General features: G+C 65.4%; 19 protein-coding genes and 1 tRNA gene. 8 read left to right on the forward strand and 12 right to left on the reverse strand.

The features are described from left to right. Positions 1–92: 92 nt before the first annotated feature. From ACTWPB_RS02695 to ACTWPB_RS02710, 4 genes are all read right to left on the reverse strand, one after another. Positions 93–1,508, reverse strand: a complete 1,416-nt coding sequence (locus ACTWPB_RS02695; RefSeq protein WP_446224156.1) for a sensor histidine kinase — start codon at positions 1,506–1,508, stop codon at positions 93–95. Next, on the reverse strand, positions 1,505–2,212 hold the full coding sequence (locus ACTWPB_RS02700; protein ID WP_446224157.1) for a response regulator transcription factor: 708 nt from the start codon (positions 2,210–2,212) through the stop codon (positions 1,505–1,507). The genes ACTWPB_RS02695 and ACTWPB_RS02700 overlap by 4 nt, the downstream gene beginning before the upstream one ends. 103 nt (positions 2,213–2,315) lie before the next feature. After that, the gene (locus ACTWPB_RS02705; protein ID WP_446226217.1) at positions 2,316–3,845 is read right to left on the reverse strand and encodes an alpha,alpha-trehalose-phosphate synthase (UDP-forming); all 1,530 of its coding nucleotides are present in this window, start codon (positions 3,843–3,845) and stop codon (positions 2,316–2,318) included. Positions 3,846–3,889: 44 nt separating this feature from the next. Next, positions 3,890–4,048, reverse strand: a complete 159-nt coding sequence (locus ACTWPB_RS02710; RefSeq protein WP_165610244.1) for a hypothetical protein — start codon at positions 4,046–4,048, stop codon at positions 3,890–3,892. 174 nt (positions 4,049–4,222) lie between these two features. On the opposite strand from ACTWPB_RS02710, the gene ACTWPB_RS02715 reads away from it, so the two are divergent. The 4 genes from ACTWPB_RS02715 (at position 4,223) to ACTWPB_RS02730 (ending at position 6,133) form a co-directional block, all read left to right on the forward strand. Continuing rightward, positions 4,223–5,056, forward strand: coding sequence for an alpha/beta fold hydrolase (locus ACTWPB_RS02715; protein WP_446224158.1), 834 nt, complete (start codon positions 4,223–4,225; stop codon positions 5,054–5,056). Between the two features lie 129 nt (positions 5,057–5,185). Continuing rightward, positions 5,186–5,422, forward strand: a complete 237-nt coding sequence (locus tag ACTWPB_RS02720; RefSeq protein WP_022565839.1) for an MbtH family protein — start codon at positions 5,186–5,188, stop codon at positions 5,420–5,422. A 75-nt stretch (positions 5,423–5,497) separates the two neighbouring features. Continuing rightward, a tRNA-Thr gene (locus ACTWPB_RS02725) sits at positions 5,498–5,569 on the forward strand. A gap of 216 nt (positions 5,570–5,785) precedes the next feature. After that, positions 5,786–6,133: a hypothetical protein gene (locus ACTWPB_RS02730; RefSeq protein ID WP_446224159.1), complete on the forward strand. Its 348-nt coding sequence runs from the start codon at positions 5,786–5,788 to the stop codon at positions 6,131–6,133. 13 nt (positions 6,134–6,146) lie between these two features. Here ACTWPB_RS02730 and ACTWPB_RS02735 read toward each other — a convergent pair whose 3' ends face one another. Beyond that, positions 6,147–7,367 carry an amidohydrolase family protein gene (locus tag ACTWPB_RS02735; RefSeq protein WP_446224160.1) on the reverse strand — a complete coding sequence of 407 codons (1,221 nt, stop codon included), beginning with the start codon at positions 7,365–7,367 and terminating at the stop codon, positions 6,147–6,149. A gap of 158 nt (positions 7,368–7,525) precedes the next feature. Between ACTWPB_RS02735 and ACTWPB_RS02740 the strand changes: the two genes are divergently transcribed. From ACTWPB_RS02740 to ACTWPB_RS02750, 3 genes are all read left to right on the forward strand, one after another. Further along, complete coding sequence (locus ACTWPB_RS02740; protein WP_446224161.1) at positions 7,526–7,762, forward strand: type II toxin-antitoxin system VapB family antitoxin; 237 nt, start codon at positions 7,526–7,528, stop codon at positions 7,760–7,762. A 155-nt stretch (positions 7,763–7,917) separates the two neighbouring features. Then, the gene (locus ACTWPB_RS02745) at positions 7,918–9,165 is read left to right on the forward strand and encodes an IS256 family transposase (RefSeq protein WP_446222569.1); all 1,248 of its coding nucleotides are present in this window, start codon (positions 7,918–7,920) and stop codon (positions 9,163–9,165) included. A 74-nt stretch (positions 9,166–9,239) separates the two neighbouring features. Further along, a complete protein-coding gene (locus ACTWPB_RS02750; protein WP_446224162.1) occupies positions 9,240–9,650 on the forward strand; it encodes a PIN domain-containing protein in 411 nt (136 codons plus the stop codon). A 148-nt stretch (positions 9,651–9,798) separates the two neighbouring features. On the opposite strand, the gene ACTWPB_RS02755 is transcribed toward ACTWPB_RS02750, so the two are convergent. The 6 genes from ACTWPB_RS02755 to ACTWPB_RS02780 all read right to left on the reverse strand — a co-directional run bounded on the left by ACTWPB_RS02755 (position 9,799) and on the right by ACTWPB_RS02780 (position 13,761). Then, positions 9,799–10,554: an ESX secretion-associated protein EspG gene (locus ACTWPB_RS02755; RefSeq protein WP_446224163.1), complete on the reverse strand. Its 756-nt coding sequence runs from the start codon at positions 10,552–10,554 to the stop codon at positions 9,799–9,801. Then, positions 10,551–11,906, reverse strand: coding sequence for a hypothetical protein (locus ACTWPB_RS02760; RefSeq protein ID WP_446224164.1), 1,356 nt, complete (start codon positions 11,904–11,906; stop codon positions 10,551–10,553). The genes ACTWPB_RS02755 and ACTWPB_RS02760 overlap by 4 nt, the downstream gene beginning before the upstream one ends. A 15-nt stretch (positions 11,907–11,921) precedes the next feature. Next, entirely contained in the window at positions 11,922–12,311 is a 390-nt protein-coding gene (locus ACTWPB_RS02765; protein WP_446224165.1) for a hypothetical protein, read from the reverse strand. Positions 12,312–12,341: 30 nt separating this feature from the next. Further along, positions 12,342–12,863, reverse strand: a complete 522-nt coding sequence (locus ACTWPB_RS02770; protein ID WP_446224166.1) for a DUF3558 domain-containing protein — start codon at positions 12,861–12,863, stop codon at positions 12,342–12,344. 80 nt (positions 12,864–12,943) lie between these two features. Next, positions 12,944–13,369 (reverse strand): HIT family protein, encoded by a 426-nt coding sequence (locus ACTWPB_RS02775; protein ID WP_446224167.1) that lies wholly within the window; start codon positions 13,367–13,369, stop codon positions 12,944–12,946. Between the two features lie 14 nt (positions 13,370–13,383). Continuing rightward, complete coding sequence (locus tag ACTWPB_RS02780; protein ID WP_378966914.1) at positions 13,384–13,761, reverse strand: PH domain-containing protein; 378 nt, start codon at positions 13,759–13,761, stop codon at positions 13,384–13,386. Between the two features lie 318 nt (positions 13,762–14,079). Here ACTWPB_RS02780 and purD point away from each other — a divergent pair, with 318 nt between their 5' ends. Then, positions 14,080–15,363, forward strand: coding sequence for a phosphoribosylamine--glycine ligase (purD, locus tag ACTWPB_RS02785; RefSeq protein WP_446224168.1), 1,284 nt, complete (start codon positions 14,080–14,082; stop codon positions 15,361–15,363). Positions 15,364–15,557: 194 nt separating this feature from the next. Here purD and ACTWPB_RS02790 read toward each other — a convergent pair whose 3' ends face one another. Further along, entirely contained in the window at positions 15,558–16,589 is a 1,032-nt protein-coding gene (locus ACTWPB_RS02790; protein ID WP_446224169.1) for a M23 family metallopeptidase, read from the reverse strand. Positions 16,590–17,194 lie beyond the last annotated feature (605 nt).

Genomic DNA, 17,194 nt, shown 5'->3' on the forward strand with positions numbered 1-17,194 from the left:
GACCTGGTGGTTTTTCCTTCTCGGGAGATGTTTACCTGAAGGCCTGGTGATCAACTGCCCAGTACATCTGGTGGTGTCCGGCTCGTCCAGTGTCAGGCTTGTTCGCGGGGGAGCCGGACGATGAACGCCGTCCCGGTACCCGGAGTGCTGGCGACTTCTACGGTGCCGCGGTGGGCAGTCACCAGGGCCCGCACGATAGATAGTCCAAGTCCGGTGCCGCCGCTGCTGCGGGTGCGTGAGGTATCGGTGCGGTAGAACCGTTCGAAGACCTGCGCGGCGTCCGCCTGGTTGAGGCCGGGGCCGGTGTCGACGACCTCGAGTTGGACCTCGTCGTCGGCGGGGGTCAGGCGGACGGTGATCGTGGTGCCGTCAGGGGTGTGGGTGCGGGCGTTGTCGAGGAGGTTGGTGAGGATCTGGCGGAGGCGGTGTTCGTCGCCGCGGACCTCGAGGGTGCCCGGACCTGCGGCGATGTCGAGGGTGATCGGGTGGTGCCCGCCCGCGGCCGCTTCCACCGCGCGGGCGCTGTGCACGGCGTCGCCTGCCAACGCCAGCAGGTCCACCGGGCCGAGTTCGACGGGGCGTTGGGCGTCGAGACGGGCCAGCATGAGCAGGTCCTCCACCAGCAGGCCCATGCGTTGGGCCTCGTGTTCGATGCGGTTCATGAACATCGCGGGGTCGGTGGTCGCGCCCTGGCGGTACAGCTCGGCGAAGCCGCGGATGGTGGTGAGGGGTGTGCGTAGTTCGTGGCTGGCATCGGCGACGAAACGGCGCATCTTCGCCTCGGATGCGCGCGCGGCGGTCTCGGAGGACTCGGTCGCGGCGAAGGCCTGCTGGATCTGGGTCAGCATGCTGTTCAGTGAGCGGGACAGCCGGTCGACCTCGGTGACGTTGCCGTGCACCGGGATTCGATGATGCAGCTCGCCGCTCGCGATCGCCGCCGCTGTCGCTTCCACCCGGTGGAGTGGGCGCAGGCTGCCGCGCACCACGAAATAGGCCGCGATGGCCAACGCGATCAGCACTATCGCGCCGACGATCACTTGCAGAACGACGAGATTGCGTACCGTCTCGATGTTCTCGGCCAGCGGCCACGCGACCGTCGCCGTCGCCCGGTTGCCATCGACGGTCACCACCCGCCACTTGTCTCCCGAGCCGTCCAGCGAGCCGACCGTAACCGGTTGCAGTGCAGCGGGAGTGGGGAGATCGGGCTCGGCATCGGTGCCGAAGACGTTGTCGAGACGCACTTTTCGGGTGCCGTCCGTGGTCTCGGCCGTCACGAAGTAGCGCCCGGGTGGCTGCCCCGACTCCGAGGACGGCGGGGGCAGATTCGGCGTTGGCAGCCCGACCCTGAGCTTCCATTCCATCGCCGCGTCCCGCAACTGCTGATCGGTGCGGTTCTGCAGCGAGCTCTCCATCGCCTTGGTGACCACGAAACTCGAAGCCACCAAACCGAATCCGGCCAACGCGACCAGCACCAGCACCAACGTCACCCGCAGGGGGAGCCTGCTCACCGCGTCTGCTCACGCATTACATAGCCGACACCACGTAGCGTGTGGATCAACGGCTGCTCACCGGTGTCGACCTTCTTGCGCAGATATGACACGTAGGTCTCCACCACGCCCACCTCGCCACCGAAGTCGTAGCGCCAGACGTGATCGAGGATGCGCGGTTTGCTCAGCACGCTGCCCGCGTTCACCATGAAATAGCGCAGCAGCGTGAACTCGGTGGGCGACAACGCAACCGGTTCGCCCGCCTTCCACACCTCGTGCGTGTCGTCGTCGAGTTCGATGTCGGCGAAGCGCAACCGGGTGCTCGCCTTCGCCGACTCGGCGTGGCCGGCGCGACGCAGGATCACCCGCAGCCGCGCCACCACTTCCTCCAGGCTGAACGGCTTGGTGACGTAGTCGTCGGCGCCGAGGGTGAGCCCGGTGATCTTGTCGTCCATGTCATCACGCGCGGTCAGGAACAGCACCGGCGCGTCGATCCCGTCGGCGCGCAACCGGGGCAGCAGGCCGAAGCCGTCCATGCCGGGCATCATCACGTCGACGATCAGCGCCTGCGGGCGGAACGTGCGTGCCCGATCCAGTGCCTGGGCGCCGTCGGCGGCCGTCGCCACCTCGAACCCCTGGTAGCGCAAGCTCACCGCCAGCAGTTCGACGATCATCGGTTCATCGTCGACGACAAGCACCCGCGCTTCAGGCACATCACCACTCATGGCCCCCATGCTCCTCCACCGGGCTGGGAAGTGGCTGGACCGACGCTGTGAGGTTGCTGTGTGCCCAGCGGCACGGTTGCTCAGCTGCGCACGGAGGTACGCCTCAGCGCTGGTCGGCGGGGAAGGTCTGCTCGTCGCTCATCAGGGCCGAACCGGCGATATTGCCGTGTGACAGCGCGTCGAGGAAGGCGCGCGCCCAGCGTTCGACATCGTGGGTGAGCACCTGACGGCGCAGCGACCGCATCCGGCGGCGCTTGGTGTCGCGATCGTCGTCGAGTGCGCCGATGATCGCGTCCTTCACGCTGTCCAGGTCGTGCGGGTTGCACAGGTAGGACTGGCGCAACTCGGCCGCGGCACCGGTGAACTCGCTCAGCACCAGGGCGCCGTTGAGGTCGCTGTGGCAGGCCACGTACTCCTTCGCGACCAGGTTCATGCCGTCGCGCAGGGGCGTGACCAGCATGGCGTCGGCGGCGATGAAGAAGGCGATGAGTTCGTCGCGGGGGATCGGGCGGTGCAGGTAGTGCACGACCGGGTAGCCCACGCGGGCGAATTCGCCGTTGATCCGGCCCACCTGACGTTCGATGTCGCCGCGCATCTTGATGTAGCTCTGCACGCGTTCGCGGCTGGGGGTGGCCAGCTGCACCATCACTGTCTCGGTCGGGTCGATGCGGCCCTCTTCGAGTAGTTCTTGCAGCGCGTTGAGCCGGATGTCGATGCCCTTGGTGTAGTCGAGGCGGTCGACGCCGAGCATGATGTTCTTGGGATTGCCCAGCTCAGCACGGATTTTAGCGGCCCGCTCGCGCACCGAACGACGGCGGGACGACTCGTCGAGTTCAGCGGAATCGATCGAGATGGGGAACGCGCCGACGCGCACCGTGCGGAAACCGACCTGCACGACACCCAGCTTCGAGCGAACCCCGATCGTGCCACGCGAGGTGGGCTGACCGGCCAGTCTGCGGGCCAGGTAGAGGAAGTTCTGCGCGCCGCCGGGCAGGTGGAATCCGATCAGGTCGGCGCCGAGCAGGCCCTCGACGATCTCGGTGCGCCACGGCATCTGCATGAACAGCTCGACCGGCGGGAACGGGATGTGCAGGAAGAAACCGATGGTCAGATCGGGACGAAGCATGCGCAGCATCTTGGGCACCAGCTGTAGCTGGTAGTCCTGCACCCAGACCGTCGCGCCCTCGGCGGCCACCTTCGCGGTCTCCTCGGCGAAACGCCGGTTGACCTCGACATAGGCGGCCCACCAGGCCCGGTCGTACACCGGGCGCACGATCACGTCGTGATACAGCGGCCACAGCGTGCCGTTGGAGAACCCCTCGTAGTAGTCCTGCACCTCCTGCGCCGTGAGCGGCACCGGATACAGCTCGAGCCCGTCTTCGATGATCGGTTCGACCTCGACATCGGGCACACCGGCCCAGCCGACCCAGGCGCCCTTGTTGCTGCGCAGCACCGGTTCCAGCGCGGTCACCAGCCCACCGGGGCTGCGCTTCCACCTGGTCGTGCCGTCGGGCAGGCGTTCGAGGTCGACCGGCAGCCGGTTGGCGACGACAACGAATCCCGAACCCGAGCCGGTCGGCGCGAGGGTTTCGCTGTTTTCGGACGGACGGTCGTTGGACGGTTGGTCGATCATTTGGTCCACTCACGCATCCTTATGCGTCGCAGGGGTGCGCTGTGTCAGGCGGGAGCGATGCCGAGCATGGACAGCAGCATGCGGCACTCGTCGGCGTCTTCGGCGTGTGCCGCAACGACCTTCTGCGCCTGGCGGGCGGTTTCGTCGGCAAGCGGCTCGAGCTCGTCGTCGGCGATGTCGTTGGCGGTGCTCTTCGCGGCCATAATGGGTTCGTCCTCCCGGTTTCCCTGCGCTCTACCTGCGAGTGATCAATACTATCGGGCGCCGGCGCACGGCCGATGAAGTAGCGACGCGCAACACCCCGCCCCGGTGCCGTGTCGTGGCGGTCCCGTTACCGTTGTGTCGTACACGCTCAACCCCGCAGAGAGGTTTGTTTCATGCCACTGGCCACGGTGAACGGCATCGCACTGAATTATCAGGTCAAGGGCGACCGTACCAAGGGCACCGACGTCAAGGGCGGCGGTCCGCTGGTGGTTTTGATCATGGGAACCGGTTCGCCGGGGCGCGTGTGGGAGTTACACCAGGTTCCCGCGCTGGTCGCGGCCGGTTATCGGGTCTGCGTGTTCGACAATCGTGGAATCGCGCCGTCTTTCGAGGCCGCGGGCGGAATGCGGATCGAGGAGCTGGTCGCCGACACCGCCGCGCTGATCGAGTTCCTCGGCGAGGGCCCCGCGCTGATCGCGGGGACGTCGATGGGTGCGCGGGTGGCTCAGGAGCTGGCGCTGGCCCGGCCCGATCTGGTTCGCAAGGCCGTGTTCATGGCCGGTCACGGCAGGCTGGATCAGTTCCAGAAGACGCTGTCGATCGGTGAGCAGGACCTCGATGCCTCGGCGGTGCAGCTGCCGGCGAAGTTCGAGGCGGCGTTGAGCGCGGTGATGAATCTGTCGCCGGCGACGATGGCCGACACCAATACGGCGCGCGACTGGCTCGACCTGTTCGAGTTCACCGTGGGGACCCCCTCACCCGGCATCCGGGCGCAGCGGGCCATGGATCACGAGTTCGATCGTGTCGCCGCCTATCGTTCGATTACGGTGCCGTGCTTGGCAATTGGGTTCGCCGATGATCGGATGATTCCGCCGTACCTGTCGCGCGAGGTGGCCGAGGCCATTCCCGGCGCCCGCTACCAGGAGGTCCCGGACACGGGTCACTACGGCTACCTGGAGCGTCCAGAGGCGGTCAACAAGATCCTGCTCGATTTCTTCGCTGCCTGATCGAGGAGGCGAGGCAGCATCGGGTAACTCCCTACCAGTAACGTATGCCTTGCTAGGGTCGACACAACGCTCGTGGCTTCGCGGCCGCGCAGTGATCCTGTACACAGCGCCAGTATCCAGTGAGGTGAAATGAGCACCAACCCCTTCGACGACGAGGACGGCCGCTTCTTCGTTCTGGTCAACGATGAAGAGCAGCACTCCCTGTGGCCCGCGTTCGCGGAGGTCCCGGCGGGCTGGCGTGTCGTGTTCGGCGAAGAAAGCCGGGCAGCGTGCGTCGAGTACGTCGAGAAGAACTGGACCGACATGCGGCCCAAGAGCCTGCGTGACGCCATGGCCGCCGACGACGCAGCCCGCGCCCAGTCCTGACCTCCCACACCTACCGCGCGACATTCCGGTGTCGCGCGGTAGGTGTTCGCGGCTATGATGGTCGCCGCAGTACCCGCCTCCTTAGCTCAGTGGTAGAGCACCGCTCTTGTAAAGCGAAGGTCGTCAGTTCAATCCTGACAGGGGGCTCGCAAAGGACCTGACCTGTGAAAGCAGGTCAGGTCCTTTTTTGTGTTTCGTGAGCACCCTGCTCAGACCACAACGAAGCCGAAGTCGCGCCATCGGGTGCTCGCCGTTCCTCGTTGGACGGCCGTAACAAGCTTCTCGGCGTAGACCATCGACAGCGGGTATCCGCGAACGGTGATCGGCTCACTACCCGGCCGCGGTTAGCGGGCGGTGGAACCGATGACCCAGACCAGTCTTGTATCGCCGATCGTTGTCGGCGGTTCAGTCGCCCTGGAGCAGGAGCCGAAACGACGGATGAGCGGGCGTCAATGGCCGAACGGCGCGAAACTCCTTCTCATCCAACGTCAGCATGTCGTTGGTGAGGTAGCGCTCGGCGAGTACGACATTGACCGCGTCGGCCAGGTCGAGCCGGAGGCCGCGATACTGCTCGATGATCTTCTGGGCGATCCGGAGGTCGTCGCGGTCGACAACTGGAACGAGCACCGCGCCCTCGTCGGCCGAGGTGAGAAGGTCGTTGAGTACGAGATCGGCTGTGCGGCCGGTGACGAACAAGTCCGCGAGACCTAGCGGCTGGCTCGGCTCACCGTTGCCTCAGCATCGTCAGCAGGTTTGCCGCGTTGTCGCGGTTGACGCCGCTCCGCAGCGACTCGTCGAGCGCAGGATCGCTGTCGAGCTGGGCCGCGGCACGCAGGACGAGATCGGTTGGGGTCAGCGGCCAGTCGCTGCCGTAGATGATGTGCGTGGGATCCACCGTGGCCAGCAGCGTGGGGGTGGAGCCCGGCGACATCGGCGCGGCGGAATCGTAGTAGAAGCGCCGCAGATAGTCGCGCGCGCGATCCGCGTCGATGCCGGGACTGAAGAAGGGGCCGGCGACTTCGATGCGGGCGGCGATGTATGGCAGGAAGCCACCACCGTGCGGCAGGATGACCGACAGATTGGGGTACCGGTCCAAGGTGCTGTGCAGAATCATGTTGACCGCAGCACGGGTGGTGTCGAGTGGGTAGTCGCAGATGATGTTGTCGATGCCGGGAATAGCCGTTTTCCCTGGGGCGAGACCCGGTAGGTGGGTCGGGTGCAGATTGAGCACCGCGTGGCGCTCGTTGAGATTGGCGAACAAATCATCGAACGCCGGGTCCCCCAGATAGCGACCCTGCGGGTCGTGCGTCATGGTGAACGCGCCAACCGCTCCGGCCTCGAATCCGTAGTCGCACGACCAGTTTGCTAGTTCCAGATTCTCCAGTGGCAGTGTCGCGAAGAACGCGAATCGATCGGGATGAGCGGCAACCAGTTCGGCCATTGCCTCATAGGCGACGACAAGTCCCTCCTTGTGCTGTTCGGCGCTGTTATACCTGGGGACGGGGAGCGCGGGTGCGATCACCGCGGTTTCGATCTCGGCGCTGTCCATCATCGACAGAGCGGCATTCAGATCCCACGGCACCCAGTACGGCAGTTGATCGCGGACCAGCAGCCCTTTGCTTTCCGCCCAGTCAACCCATTTCGGCGCGGCGCAGTGGTGGTGGATGTCGATGCGGGCGGGCCGACCACCCGTGGAGCCGTGTTCCTCTTTCCGCGTGGCTGCGATCGCCACGCTCGTTCCAGCGGCCGCAGCCAGCGCGGCCGCACCGCCGCGCAAGGCGCTTCTTCGTGAAATTCTTCCCATCGACTTCTTTCTGTGGCTGGATCGGTGGCCGGTGCTCACCAGGTCGGCGATGTTGTCCTCGTCATCGACGACGGGGACCCGCAGCGGGCCCCGGGTCGTGTCCCGTTCGCCGGAGCCGGATTCCGTTGGTGGGGGCGTCATCGATCGGTGGATGACCACATCCTGCCCAGTGCAGGCCCCGCGAACATGAAGAACTGCTGGCGATTTCCTGGGGACCCACTGCAGTCGCGCCGCCCTCGAGCAGGTTGAATGTTGGTGACATACTCAATATGCATACATTCGATACAAGGTGGTGTGTCATGTCGGTAACTCAGATCGATCTGGACGACGAAGCTCTCGCAGAGGCGATGAGGTTGATGGGCTCGACCACCAAGAAGGACACCGTTAACGCTGCTCTGCGGGACTATGTGGAGCGGGTCCGACGCGTGGAGGCCGCGCAACGGTTGTTCGAGCGCGGGCAGCGCGGCGATTTCGATGACGCCGCCGCTGCGAGTGAGGCAGCGAAAGCAGTACGCAGGCAAGCCTTCTCGCGGTGATCGGGGGAGAGTCCCCTGGAGTGGTGGGAATCGGATCAGTAGCCCCGCAACAGGTTTCGGGCGTGTCGCTCCCGACCTGAAGGCGGGCCATCGCGTAGTGGTGAACGAGTTACCTACCACAGTGACTCACCCACAGACCCACGAAGGACTACGCGATGACCCACGACCATTCTGCACTGCTGACCCAACTTGATCAGCTCAAGGGCGCCGAAATCGGCACCGTGTTCGCTGAACTGATCCGCGCTGGTTTGCAAGCGTTGATCGAGGCCGAAGCCACCGAAACCCTCGGCGCTGCCCGCTACGAACGCAGCACCGACCGCACCACCCACCGTAACGGGCACCGCACCAAAACCGTGGCCACGACCAGCGGCGACGTCGAGTTGAAGATCCCGAAACTGCGGGCGGGGTCGTTCTTCCCCTCGCTGTTGCAACGCCGCCGCCGCATCGATCAAGCGTTGCACGCGGTGATCATGGAGGCCTACGTCCATGGCGTTTCCACCCGCAACGTCGATGACCTCGTCGCCGCGCTCGGCGTCGAGTCCGGGATCTCGAAATCGGAGGTCTCGAGGATCTGCGCCGGGCTCGACGCAGAGATCGCCCGGTTCCGCGACCGCACTCTGACCCACACCATCTTCCCGTATGTGTTCCTCGATGCCACCTACTGCAAGGTCCGCGTCGGCGCCCACGTCGTGTCCCAAGCGTTGGTCGTCGCGACCGGGGTCTCGATCGACGGCGGCCGGGAAGTCCTCGGCACCGCCGTCGGTGACAGCGAATCGTTCGAGTTCTGGCGCGAGTTCCTGGTCAGCCTGCGTAATCGTGGCTTGTCGGGGGTGCATCTGGTGATCTCTGACGCGCACTCAGGCTTGAAAGCCGCTGTCGCTCAACAGTTCACCGGTGCGGCGTGGCAGCGGTGTCGGGTGCATTTCATGCGGAATCTGCAGGGTGCGGTGGGTTCGAAGCACGTGCCGGCGGTGATGGCGGCGGTCAAGACGATCTTCGTCCATACCGATCCCGACGAGGTCGCTACCCAGTACGACCAGGTCGTCGAGACCTTGTCTGGGTCGTTTCCGAAGGCGGCGGCGATGCTGACCGCCGCTAGACACGACGTGTTGGCCTTCGCCGCGTTCCCGCGGGCGCATTGGTCCAAGATCTGGTCGAACAACCCGATCGAACGGTTGAACAAGGAAATCAAACGCCGCGCCGACGTGGTCGAGATCTTCCCGAACTCGGCGGCGTTTCTGCGGTTGGCGACCGCGGTCGTGATCGAGCAACACGACGAATGGCAGGTCACCCGCCGCTACGTGTCCGATGTCAGCATGGACGAGCTGCGAGCGGTGATCGTGGCCAAACAACACGCTGCCGAAGCGGTGCCGGCGCTCGCGGAGAGTGTCGAAATCGGCTAGCATTCAACATGACTCGTTGATCACTACGCAGTTTGGCGGTTGATCCGAAGTCCACCACTCCACGGGACACTATCGTGATCGGGTACCTGCTGGATACGTCTGCGCTGTGGCGCCTGTTCCGTGAGAAAGATACGTTCGCGAGATGGCGCCCCGAAATTGATGCCGGTGCGCTCCGGATCTGCGAAGCCACGCGGACAGAGTTCTTGTTCTCGGCGACAAGTCCAGCCGACCGCGATGATCTTGCCGCCGATATCGATGCGGTCTGCCAACCCGCGGGCGTCCCCACGAACGCCTGGAGATGGGTCGATACTGCGCAGTACAAGCTGACTCAGCGGGGCCGGCATCGCTCGGCAGGCGTAGCCGACCTGGTCGTGTGCGCTACTGCTGTCCACCACGACCTGACCGTCCTGCACACTGACGACAACTTCGCGCCTGTCGCCCGCGTGCTACCCCAGCTGCGCCAGCGCGATATACGTACGGGGTGACGTGTCGGTAACGCAGGATCAGGCTTGGTGCGGGCAACTTACCTGACGATGGCGTAGGAATCCTGTGCAGCTATGCCGCTGCTGTGCAGGATTCCTACGCTCGGTCGGACTGGCCAAGAATTCGCTGTGTATCGCCCGAACATGTTGTCTACCAGGCTGATTGGCGGGCGGTGGCTGTGGCCTGGTCGATCAGGCGTTGGAGCTGGGCTTCTATTCGGTCGGGGGTGGTGGGGGTTACTTCTACTCGTTCGCCTTCTTGGATGAGGTAGCGGCCGTCGTTGGTGTAGTCGACCAGTTGGAGGGTGGTGCCGCCTTCTTGCCAGCCGTCGAGGGCTGGGCCGGTGGCTACGCGGAATTCGGCGTAGGTGGTGAAGGGGCGTTTGAGGAATTTGAGGGCTTGTTCGGCGGGGGTGCGGTGGCGGGCGTAGGGGTCGGGGGTGGTGGCGAAGTCGTCGCGGTGGACGTTGAAGCCGCCGGTGGTGCCCGCGGGGGTTTTCGGGAGGATGGCCAGCAGGCGGGTGGTGATGGCGTGGGCGGGGCGCAGGGAGATCAGGATGTTGCCGCCCTGGCCGTATTCGGGGCCGGGGAGTTGGGCGGCGACCACCCCGTTGCCTGCCTCGGTGGTGGCGCAAGCGCGGACCATGCGGGTGCGGCCGTCCAGTCGGTGGCCGAACAGTTCGATGCGGATTTCGGGGTGCGCGAGAGCGTGTAGGGCGTGGTAGAGGGATTCGTCGGTGCCCATTTTGGCGATCAGCGTATCCGCGGCGCGACGGCATTCGAGGTCGAATTCGACCTGGGTTTCGACACCCGCGGTGAAGGTGAGGGGCCAGGGCATGCGGTCGCGGCCGAGCGTTTCCCAGGCGACCCAGAATTCGAACGGGGTCAGCTCCCAGGTGTCGGTCATGCGTCGCCGCCGATCACCGGCGGGACGTGCAGGCGGTCGGGGCCGAGCAGTTCTTCGTGGATGCCGCGCAAGTAGTCGGGGGCCTGGTGCTCGTTCTCGTCGTCCTTGCCGCCGCCGCGCGCACCGGGTGCGCCCATCCCGCCCATGCCGGATGTGCCCGCGCGGCCTGACGATGTGCCTGCTCCCGCGCCCGCTCCGGCACCTGCGCCCTGCTTCTGACCGGCGGTCCCGGGGACTGCCGCGCCGGGAGTGCCCGCACCTGCTCCGGCACCAGCGCCCGCGCCTGCTCCGCCGCCGGAGCCGAGTCCGCCGGGGGACGTGCCCGCCGGGGTCGTGCCCGGGGTGGTGCCTGCCGGGGTAGTGGTAGTGGGGGTTTCCGGGGTTGTCGTAGCGGCGGTGGTGTCGTCGCCAGTGGTGTCGTCGTCACCGGGGTCGGTGGTAGTGGGGGTTTCCGGCTCCGTGGTGGTGGGTTTGGAGTCCTCGGTGCTCGGCTTGGTGGTTGTGTTGCCGGTGGGTTTTTCGGTGGTGCCGTTCGGCTTGTACTCGGTGGTTTCGCCGGTTGGCTTGTCGGACTGGGGTTTCGCTGGCGTCGGGACCTTCGGGACCTGCGTGTCCGACTGTTCGGCGACCGGCTTGTAGACGGTCGTCATCACTTGGCGGGCGGCTGCTTCGGCGGCGTCGGCGCGGCCTGCGCTGGTGCTGTCCATGACGAAGTTGGTCGCGGTGCCGAGCCCGGGTAGGGCCACGTTGGAGAGCGCGGAAACGACGATTCCCGCCGTGGTGGTGCTCTGTTTCTCGGACTCGTGCGGTACCGAGTACTTCACCTGCTGAAGGCCGGAACGCGCCTCGTCCATCTTGTTGGCGATCAACCGGGCAGCTTGATCCACCTTGTGGACGTCGGCGAGGTAGGCCTTGGTGCTGGCAAGGGCTTGATTCGCGGCGTTGCCAGACCAGCCACGCTCCATTTCCTTCTGGATATTGTCGTGGAAAGCGGTTGCTTTAGTGTTGGTGTCTTCCGCGAGCTTCGTCCAACCCTGAATGCTTGTGCTCAGCTGTTCTTCTCTAATAGATTCGACGAATTTCATGATGCGGGAGTGATCCATGTCGAAGAATTGTTCCATGACCGGGGGCACGACTTGTTCGGCGTATTCGCCCGTAAATCCGGATGCCAGCGATTGGTTGTCGCCGTAGATTTTAGTGCGTTCTTTGTTGCCATCCGCCTGCGCGTCCAGTTCGGACTGGGCGGGACTGATTGTGGACTCGAACAACGAGCCGAAACGGTGTCCGAGGATCTCCCCTCCGCCGCCGGCGACTTTGCTGCCGAGTCCGCTCATGAAATCTGTGAATGTCATGGATCCCCCCTGGAATCAGTCGAGCTTGTTGGTCTGCTGTTTGATGGCCAACTGGGTGGCTTCGTCGCAGTTCTTGTATGCCGCGCTGGCTTTGCGGTACATATCGGCCATTGCCCTGAGAATCTCGATGTGTTGGGTAGCGGCATCGGCGTACGAGCCGGTACCTGCCCCACCTTCTGCTAAGTTGGCAAACTTCTTGCCGAGGGCTTTGGCGGAATCAAGATCGCCGAACGAATCGATGTAGACCATCTGCTGAGTACGTCCGGACAGGAGTTGGAGGTCTTTGATGTATTCATCACACCATCTCGCGCAGTTATCTGCTGCACCGGATTCAATGATGAGCCTGCCCGCTGCGGCCTCACCGCCCAGCGTTTGAAAATTCGTTGCCATCTCGTTCGGCGCCATAGTTCAGATCTCCGTCGTTTTCCGCATATGCTATTTAGGAAGGATTTCGAGGAAGTTCGGTGCTGCTTTGTTGACCAACGCGCACGGGTCCGTCGAAGATGTGTTATCGATGAACTTTGTTGCCGTTACCGCTACCCTGCCTTTGCTGGTGTCAAAGGCGATTTCGCACTGATTCGGAGGGGTCCGGGTTCCTAGGAGGTATTGTACTGCTTTTCTGTCGCCGACCGTGATGTCCTGGAAATCGTGGAGATAGTCATTCGAGCGAATTTCTTCTAGCGTGTAAGTGGTGGACTTGAGGTAGATGAAGTGTTCATCACCCCGCCAACCGCACCCCTTCCACTCCGCTCGATCCACTGAGAACGGATTATCGTCCTTCGACGCCGGGTCGAGACCCGCCGCCTGCAGCACACTGTCCGACACCGTGCACGGATCGAACAACTGCTCCTTGGTCAGCGGAGCCCCACTGGCCTCGGGCTGCCCGTCGACCGCTTTGGAACATCCGGCGAGCGCCACTACAGCGCACACCCCGGCGGCAAAGCCAACCAGTCGCATCGTCTCTCCTCTTTCGCGCACAACAACCACTCGATGTCTTAGACGCGCGAATGGTCGGTTCGGTTCCATCAAGGGCAAAATCAGGCTGGGACGTTCGCTCCGTGGCCGAGGTCGCGCAGGGCGGCCTTGATCTTTCCCTGGGCTTCGTCGAGGGATTCGGGGGTGGGGTCGGTGTTCGCGCCCGAGATGTCGAAGTCGCCCATGGTGTAGGCGGGGAAGACATGGGTGTGCAGGTGGGGAACCTCGAGGCCGGCGATGAGCAGGCCCGCGCGGGGGGCGTCGAAGGCGGCGCGGACGGCCTGGCCGATCTTCTGGGCAAGGCCCATCATTCTGGTGATCACGGCGGGATCCACGTCTTGCCACTGGTCGATCTCGGCGCGCGGCACCACGAGGGTGTGACCCTGGGTGACGGGGGCGATGGTGAGGAAGGCGACGAACTCGTCGTCTTCCCAGACGAAACGGCCGGGGATCTGACCTGCGATGATCGCGCTGAAGACGGATGCCATACCGGTGAGCGTAGCTAGATCGACACGAAATGCGACAGGATGCCCTGCACCTCGTAGATGTCGACCTGACGGTTGAAACGCTGCTTGACCGGCTCGTCGCCGCTGCCGATCCAGATGTAGAGCTCGGCATCGAGGTCGAAGGTGCCAGCGGTTTCGACGGCGAAGTGGCTGATCGAGCGGTAGGGGATGCTGTGGTAGCTCACCTTGCGGCCGGTGACACCCTGTTTGTCGACCATGATCAGGCGGCGGTTGGTGAACAGCATCGCGTCGCGGACCAGGATGAACGCGGCATACACCTGCTCGCCCTGCCCGAACAGCTTCGCGTACTCCTGCTGGGCGGCGGCCGGATCTATGCGACCGGCATTGCCCATCATCCCGTCGAGCAGGCCCATGGTGTGCTCCCCGTTTCGGCGGCGGCTGCTGTGCCGCACCTGGTTCCATTGTGGCGCAATCGAACCCGCCCCGCGAGGTCCGCCGGATGCCCGCTCACCGGTCGCTGATCGGTCGAAGTGCCGACCAGGCCTCGCCGCCGATTTCTGAGATCGTGCGGGCCGGATCGCCACCTCGCGACCAGCGGCGTGCAGCGAACTCGTTGTGCGTGACGTGCGCGGGTCTGCAGGTCGGGCGTGGAACTTTCTCACGGTCCCGGGATCACAGGTCGATATGGGGCGTGCGAAGCGCCTGCGTAGCGCGCGACTAATCTTGCATGCGTGCGCGTACTCGTCATCGGTTCCGGAGCCCGTGAACATGCCCTCGTCCTGGCGCTGCGCCGGGATCCGTCCGTGACGGCGGTGATCGCTGCCCCCGGCAACCCAGGCATCGGCCAGCACGCCGAGATCCGCCCGGTCGATCCCTGCTCCACCGAAGACGTCGCCGCGCTGGCCGGCGAGGTGGCCGCCGACCTGGTGGTGATCGGTCCCGAGGTGCCGTTGGTGCTCGGTGTCGCCGACGCCGTGCGCGCGGCCGGGTTCCCCGTGTTCGGCCCGTCGGCCGACGCGGCACGGATCGAAGGGTCGAAGGCGTTCGCCAAAGATGTGATGGCGGTAGCCGGCGTGCGGACCGCGCACAGCGAGATCGTCGACAGCCCGGCCGAGCTGGACGCGGCGCTCGATCGCTTCGGCCCGACCTGGGTGGTCAAGGACGACGGGCTCGCCGCGGGCAAGGGTGTGGTGGTGACCGCCGACCGGCGCGCGGCCCGCGATCACGGTGCCGAACTGCTCGAGCAGGGACATCCGGTGCTGCTCGAGTCGTTCCTCGACGGGCCGGAGGTGTCGCTGTTCTGTCTGGTCGACGGCGAGACCGTGATCCCGCTGCTGCCCGCGCAGGATCACAAGCGGGTCGGCAATGGCGATTCCGGCCCGAACACCGGTGGCATGGGCGCCTACACGCCGCTACCATGGCTGCCCGCTGAGACGCTGAACGAGATCGTCGAAGACGTGGTGAAGCCGGTCGCCGCCGAGCTCGTCGCGCGTGGCAGCTCGTTCTCCGGCCTGCTGTACGCGGGTCTGGCGATCGGCACGAACGGCCCCGCTGTGATCGAATTCAATTGCCGCTTCGGCGATCCCGAGACCCAGGCCGTGCTCGCGCTGCTGGACAGCCCGTTCGCCGAACTCCTGCACGCCACCGCGACCGGTCGCCTCGCCGAGGTCGACGCCCCGCGCTGGAAGGACGGTGCCGCGATCACCGTCGTGCTCGCCGCCGAGAACTACCCGGCCCGCCCGCGCACCGGCGATGTGATCACCGGCGCCGACGACGGCGCGCTGGAGGGCGAAACGCTGGTGCTGCACGCCGGTACGGATCAGCGCGCGGACAAGGCGCTGGTGTCGGCGGGCGGACGAGTGCTGAACGTGGTCGGTGTCGGTGCGGATCTCGCGCAGGCGCGGGAGCGGGCCTATGCGCGGCTCGCGGGAATCAAACTCACCGGCAGCCATTTCCGCACCGATATCGGCGCAACCGAAGTTGTTGTTCCGGAACGCAATAGCGTCGCGGGGTAATTTCGCACGATGGTGATCAGCGGTGCGCACCGCCGATCACCATCGAGCGAAGCGGTGGCCAGGTGTACCTCTACATGCTCCGGCCATGTGCGGCTGAGGATCGCTGTGCGTCTGTGTCGGCTGGGAGTACTTCCGGCTGCGGATCGCTGCGCGTCTGTGTCGATGAGGTGTATCTCAGTGGTCCCGGTGTGAGGTCAATCGAGACGCAGGCCGTGCATCGCGAGCCAGGCCTGCGGATCCACATGTTGACCGTTTTGCACGATTTCGAAGTGTAGGTGTGGGCCGGTGGAATCGCCGCGGTTGCCGATGCGGGCGATCTGCATGCCGGCGGGGACGCGCTCGCCCTGGGAGACGAAGAAGTCGTACATGTGGCCGTAGATGCTGATGGTGCCGTCGTCGTGGCGGATGCGGACCCACAGGCCGAAACCCTGCGCCGGGCCCGCTTCCACTACGGTGCCGTCGGCGACGGCGTAGATGGGGCTGCCGATGGGGCCCGCGATATCGATGCCGCGGTGCAAGGTGCCCCAGCGGGAGCCGAAACCGGAGGTGAACGCGCCCTTCGCGGGCAGGCTGAACCCGCCGAGGGACGGGGTCGAGCCGGGCACCATCACACCGGGGACCACGGGGGCGCGCTGGCCCATCCAGTCCTGCCATTCACCGGAAACCGCCGCTGCCGCTTCCGCTTTCGCGCGTTCGAGGGTGGCGCGGGCCGCCGCGGCGACCACGTGTGCCTCGCGGCGCTTCTCACCCGCGTCGATCGCGGCGAGCATGCGGGTCGCCGATTGGGGGTTGGGTAAGAGTTGTGGGGGATAGGCGATGGCCACGTGCAGCGCCTCGCCCGGTGCGAGTGGGGGCCCGTCGACGGCGCCGCCGAACTGCCCGTCGGCAGCGACGATCACCACCACCGCGGCCATTCCGGCGATGAGCACGCGCCGCTCGACCAGCACCTGAAGCACCCGCTCGCGGCTCGGCCTTCGCGCCCACAGACTCTCCGCCTGTGCCTTGGGGCGGCGCCAGAAGACCTTGCGCACCTCACCACTACGCAGCTCGCCCGCGATCTCCCCGACCATCGGATACCGTGCGGCCCACTCGGCCATCCGATCGCGCGCGCCGGCTTTCGGCGGCGACTGCTCACGCCAATTCGCTTGCAGGATACGACCATTCACGCTGACCGGTCGGCGTTTGGTGGTGGGCTCGGTATTTACCGCACCTTTGCCAGTCCCCACGACCACCCCTTCCGCTTCATTCCGGCCGCGCCCACCGGGCGTCGAGACATCTCGTTCGTCGCTGCCGAGTTGCTGTCGGAGCGATTATGCGGAGCCTATCGCTTGTTCGGACGAGTGACGGCGACCCTGCGGGTAGTGGGGCGATCCAATCGACCGGGCTTCGCCCGCACTGCGTTGGACCATGAGGAGCACCCAAGGGTGCCGGTGTCGTAACCATCCCTGCCCGCTTCCCCGCACCGAACCCCGATTTGCGTCCTCGGCCAACACAAGTGGCCCCACGCCTGTTTCGGCGTGTGGCATGTTGGACCTGGGCGAAGGTGTGCACTCCCGAACCGACCAGGTGCGTACGTGCGAGGCGTACGACGAAGGTTTTCGCAGGAGGCTGGGTGTCAGGGTTGTCTGCCCCTCGGTCGGGCTCTCCGATAACGACCGACAGGAGCGGCCAGGCCCAGGACACGACACAGGTAGCCCGTCGTCCGGGCAGACTTCACCCATGAAACGACGAAAGCCCGACGCAAGGTGCGCCGAGCCGTTGCATGTAGGATTTCATCCCACGGTGCGAACAGGCTCTGACTGTTTCGTACCCAGGCCGTTCGGTGAGTTCC

This window comes from Nocardia sp. IBHARD005 (assembly GCF_052814245.1).

Excerpts from the sequence above, each read along its gene's own strand:
- ACTWPB_RS02700 (WP_446224157.1), bottom strand. The coding sequence starts at position 2,212 with ATGAGTGGTGATGTGCCTGAAGCGCGGGTGCTTGTCGTCGACGATGAA.
- ACTWPB_RS02705 (WP_446226217.1), bottom strand. The coding sequence starts at position 3,845 with ATGATCGACCAACCGTCCAACGACCGTCCGTCCGAAAACAGCGAAACC.
- ACTWPB_RS02710 (WP_165610244.1), bottom strand. The coding sequence starts at position 4,048 with ATGGCCGCGAAGAGCACCGCCAACGACATCGCCGACGACGAGCTCGAG.
- ACTWPB_RS02715 (WP_446224158.1), top strand. The coding sequence starts at position 4,223 with ATGCCACTGGCCACGGTGAACGGCATCGCACTGAATTATCAGGTCAAG.
- ACTWPB_RS02720 (WP_022565839.1), top strand. The coding sequence starts at position 5,186 with ATGAGCACCAACCCCTTCGACGACGAGGACGGCCGCTTCTTCGTTCTG.
- ACTWPB_RS02730 (WP_446224159.1), top strand. The coding sequence starts at position 5,786 with ATGACCCAGACCAGTCTTGTATCGCCGATCGTTGTCGGCGGTTCAGTC.
- ACTWPB_RS02735 (WP_446224160.1), bottom strand. The coding sequence starts at position 7,367 with ATGACGCCCCCACCAACGGAATCCGGCTCCGGCGAACGGGACACGACC.
- ACTWPB_RS02740 (WP_446224161.1), top strand. The coding sequence starts at position 7,526 with ATGTCGGTAACTCAGATCGATCTGGACGACGAAGCTCTCGCAGAGGCG.
- ACTWPB_RS02745 (WP_446222569.1), top strand. The coding sequence starts at position 7,918 with ATGACCCACGACCATTCTGCACTGCTGACCCAACTTGATCAGCTCAAG.
- ACTWPB_RS02755 (WP_446224163.1), bottom strand. The coding sequence starts at position 10,554 with ATGACCGACACCTGGGAGCTGACCCCGTTCGAATTCTGGGTCGCCTGG.
- ACTWPB_RS02760 (WP_446224164.1), bottom strand. The coding sequence starts at position 11,906 with ATGACATTCACAGATTTCATGAGCGGACTCGGCAGCAAAGTCGCCGGC.
- ACTWPB_RS02765 (WP_446224165.1), bottom strand. The coding sequence starts at position 12,311 with ATGGCGCCGAACGAGATGGCAACGAATTTTCAAACGCTGGGCGGTGAG.
- ACTWPB_RS02770 (WP_446224166.1), bottom strand. The coding sequence starts at position 12,863 with ATGCGACTGGTTGGCTTTGCCGCCGGGGTGTGCGCTGTAGTGGCGCTC.
- ACTWPB_RS02775 (WP_446224167.1), bottom strand. The coding sequence starts at position 13,369 with ATGGCATCCGTCTTCAGCGCGATCATCGCAGGTCAGATCCCCGGCCGT.
- ACTWPB_RS02780 (WP_378966914.1), bottom strand. The coding sequence starts at position 13,761 with ATGGGCCTGCTCGACGGGATGATGGGCAATGCCGGTCGCATAGATCCG.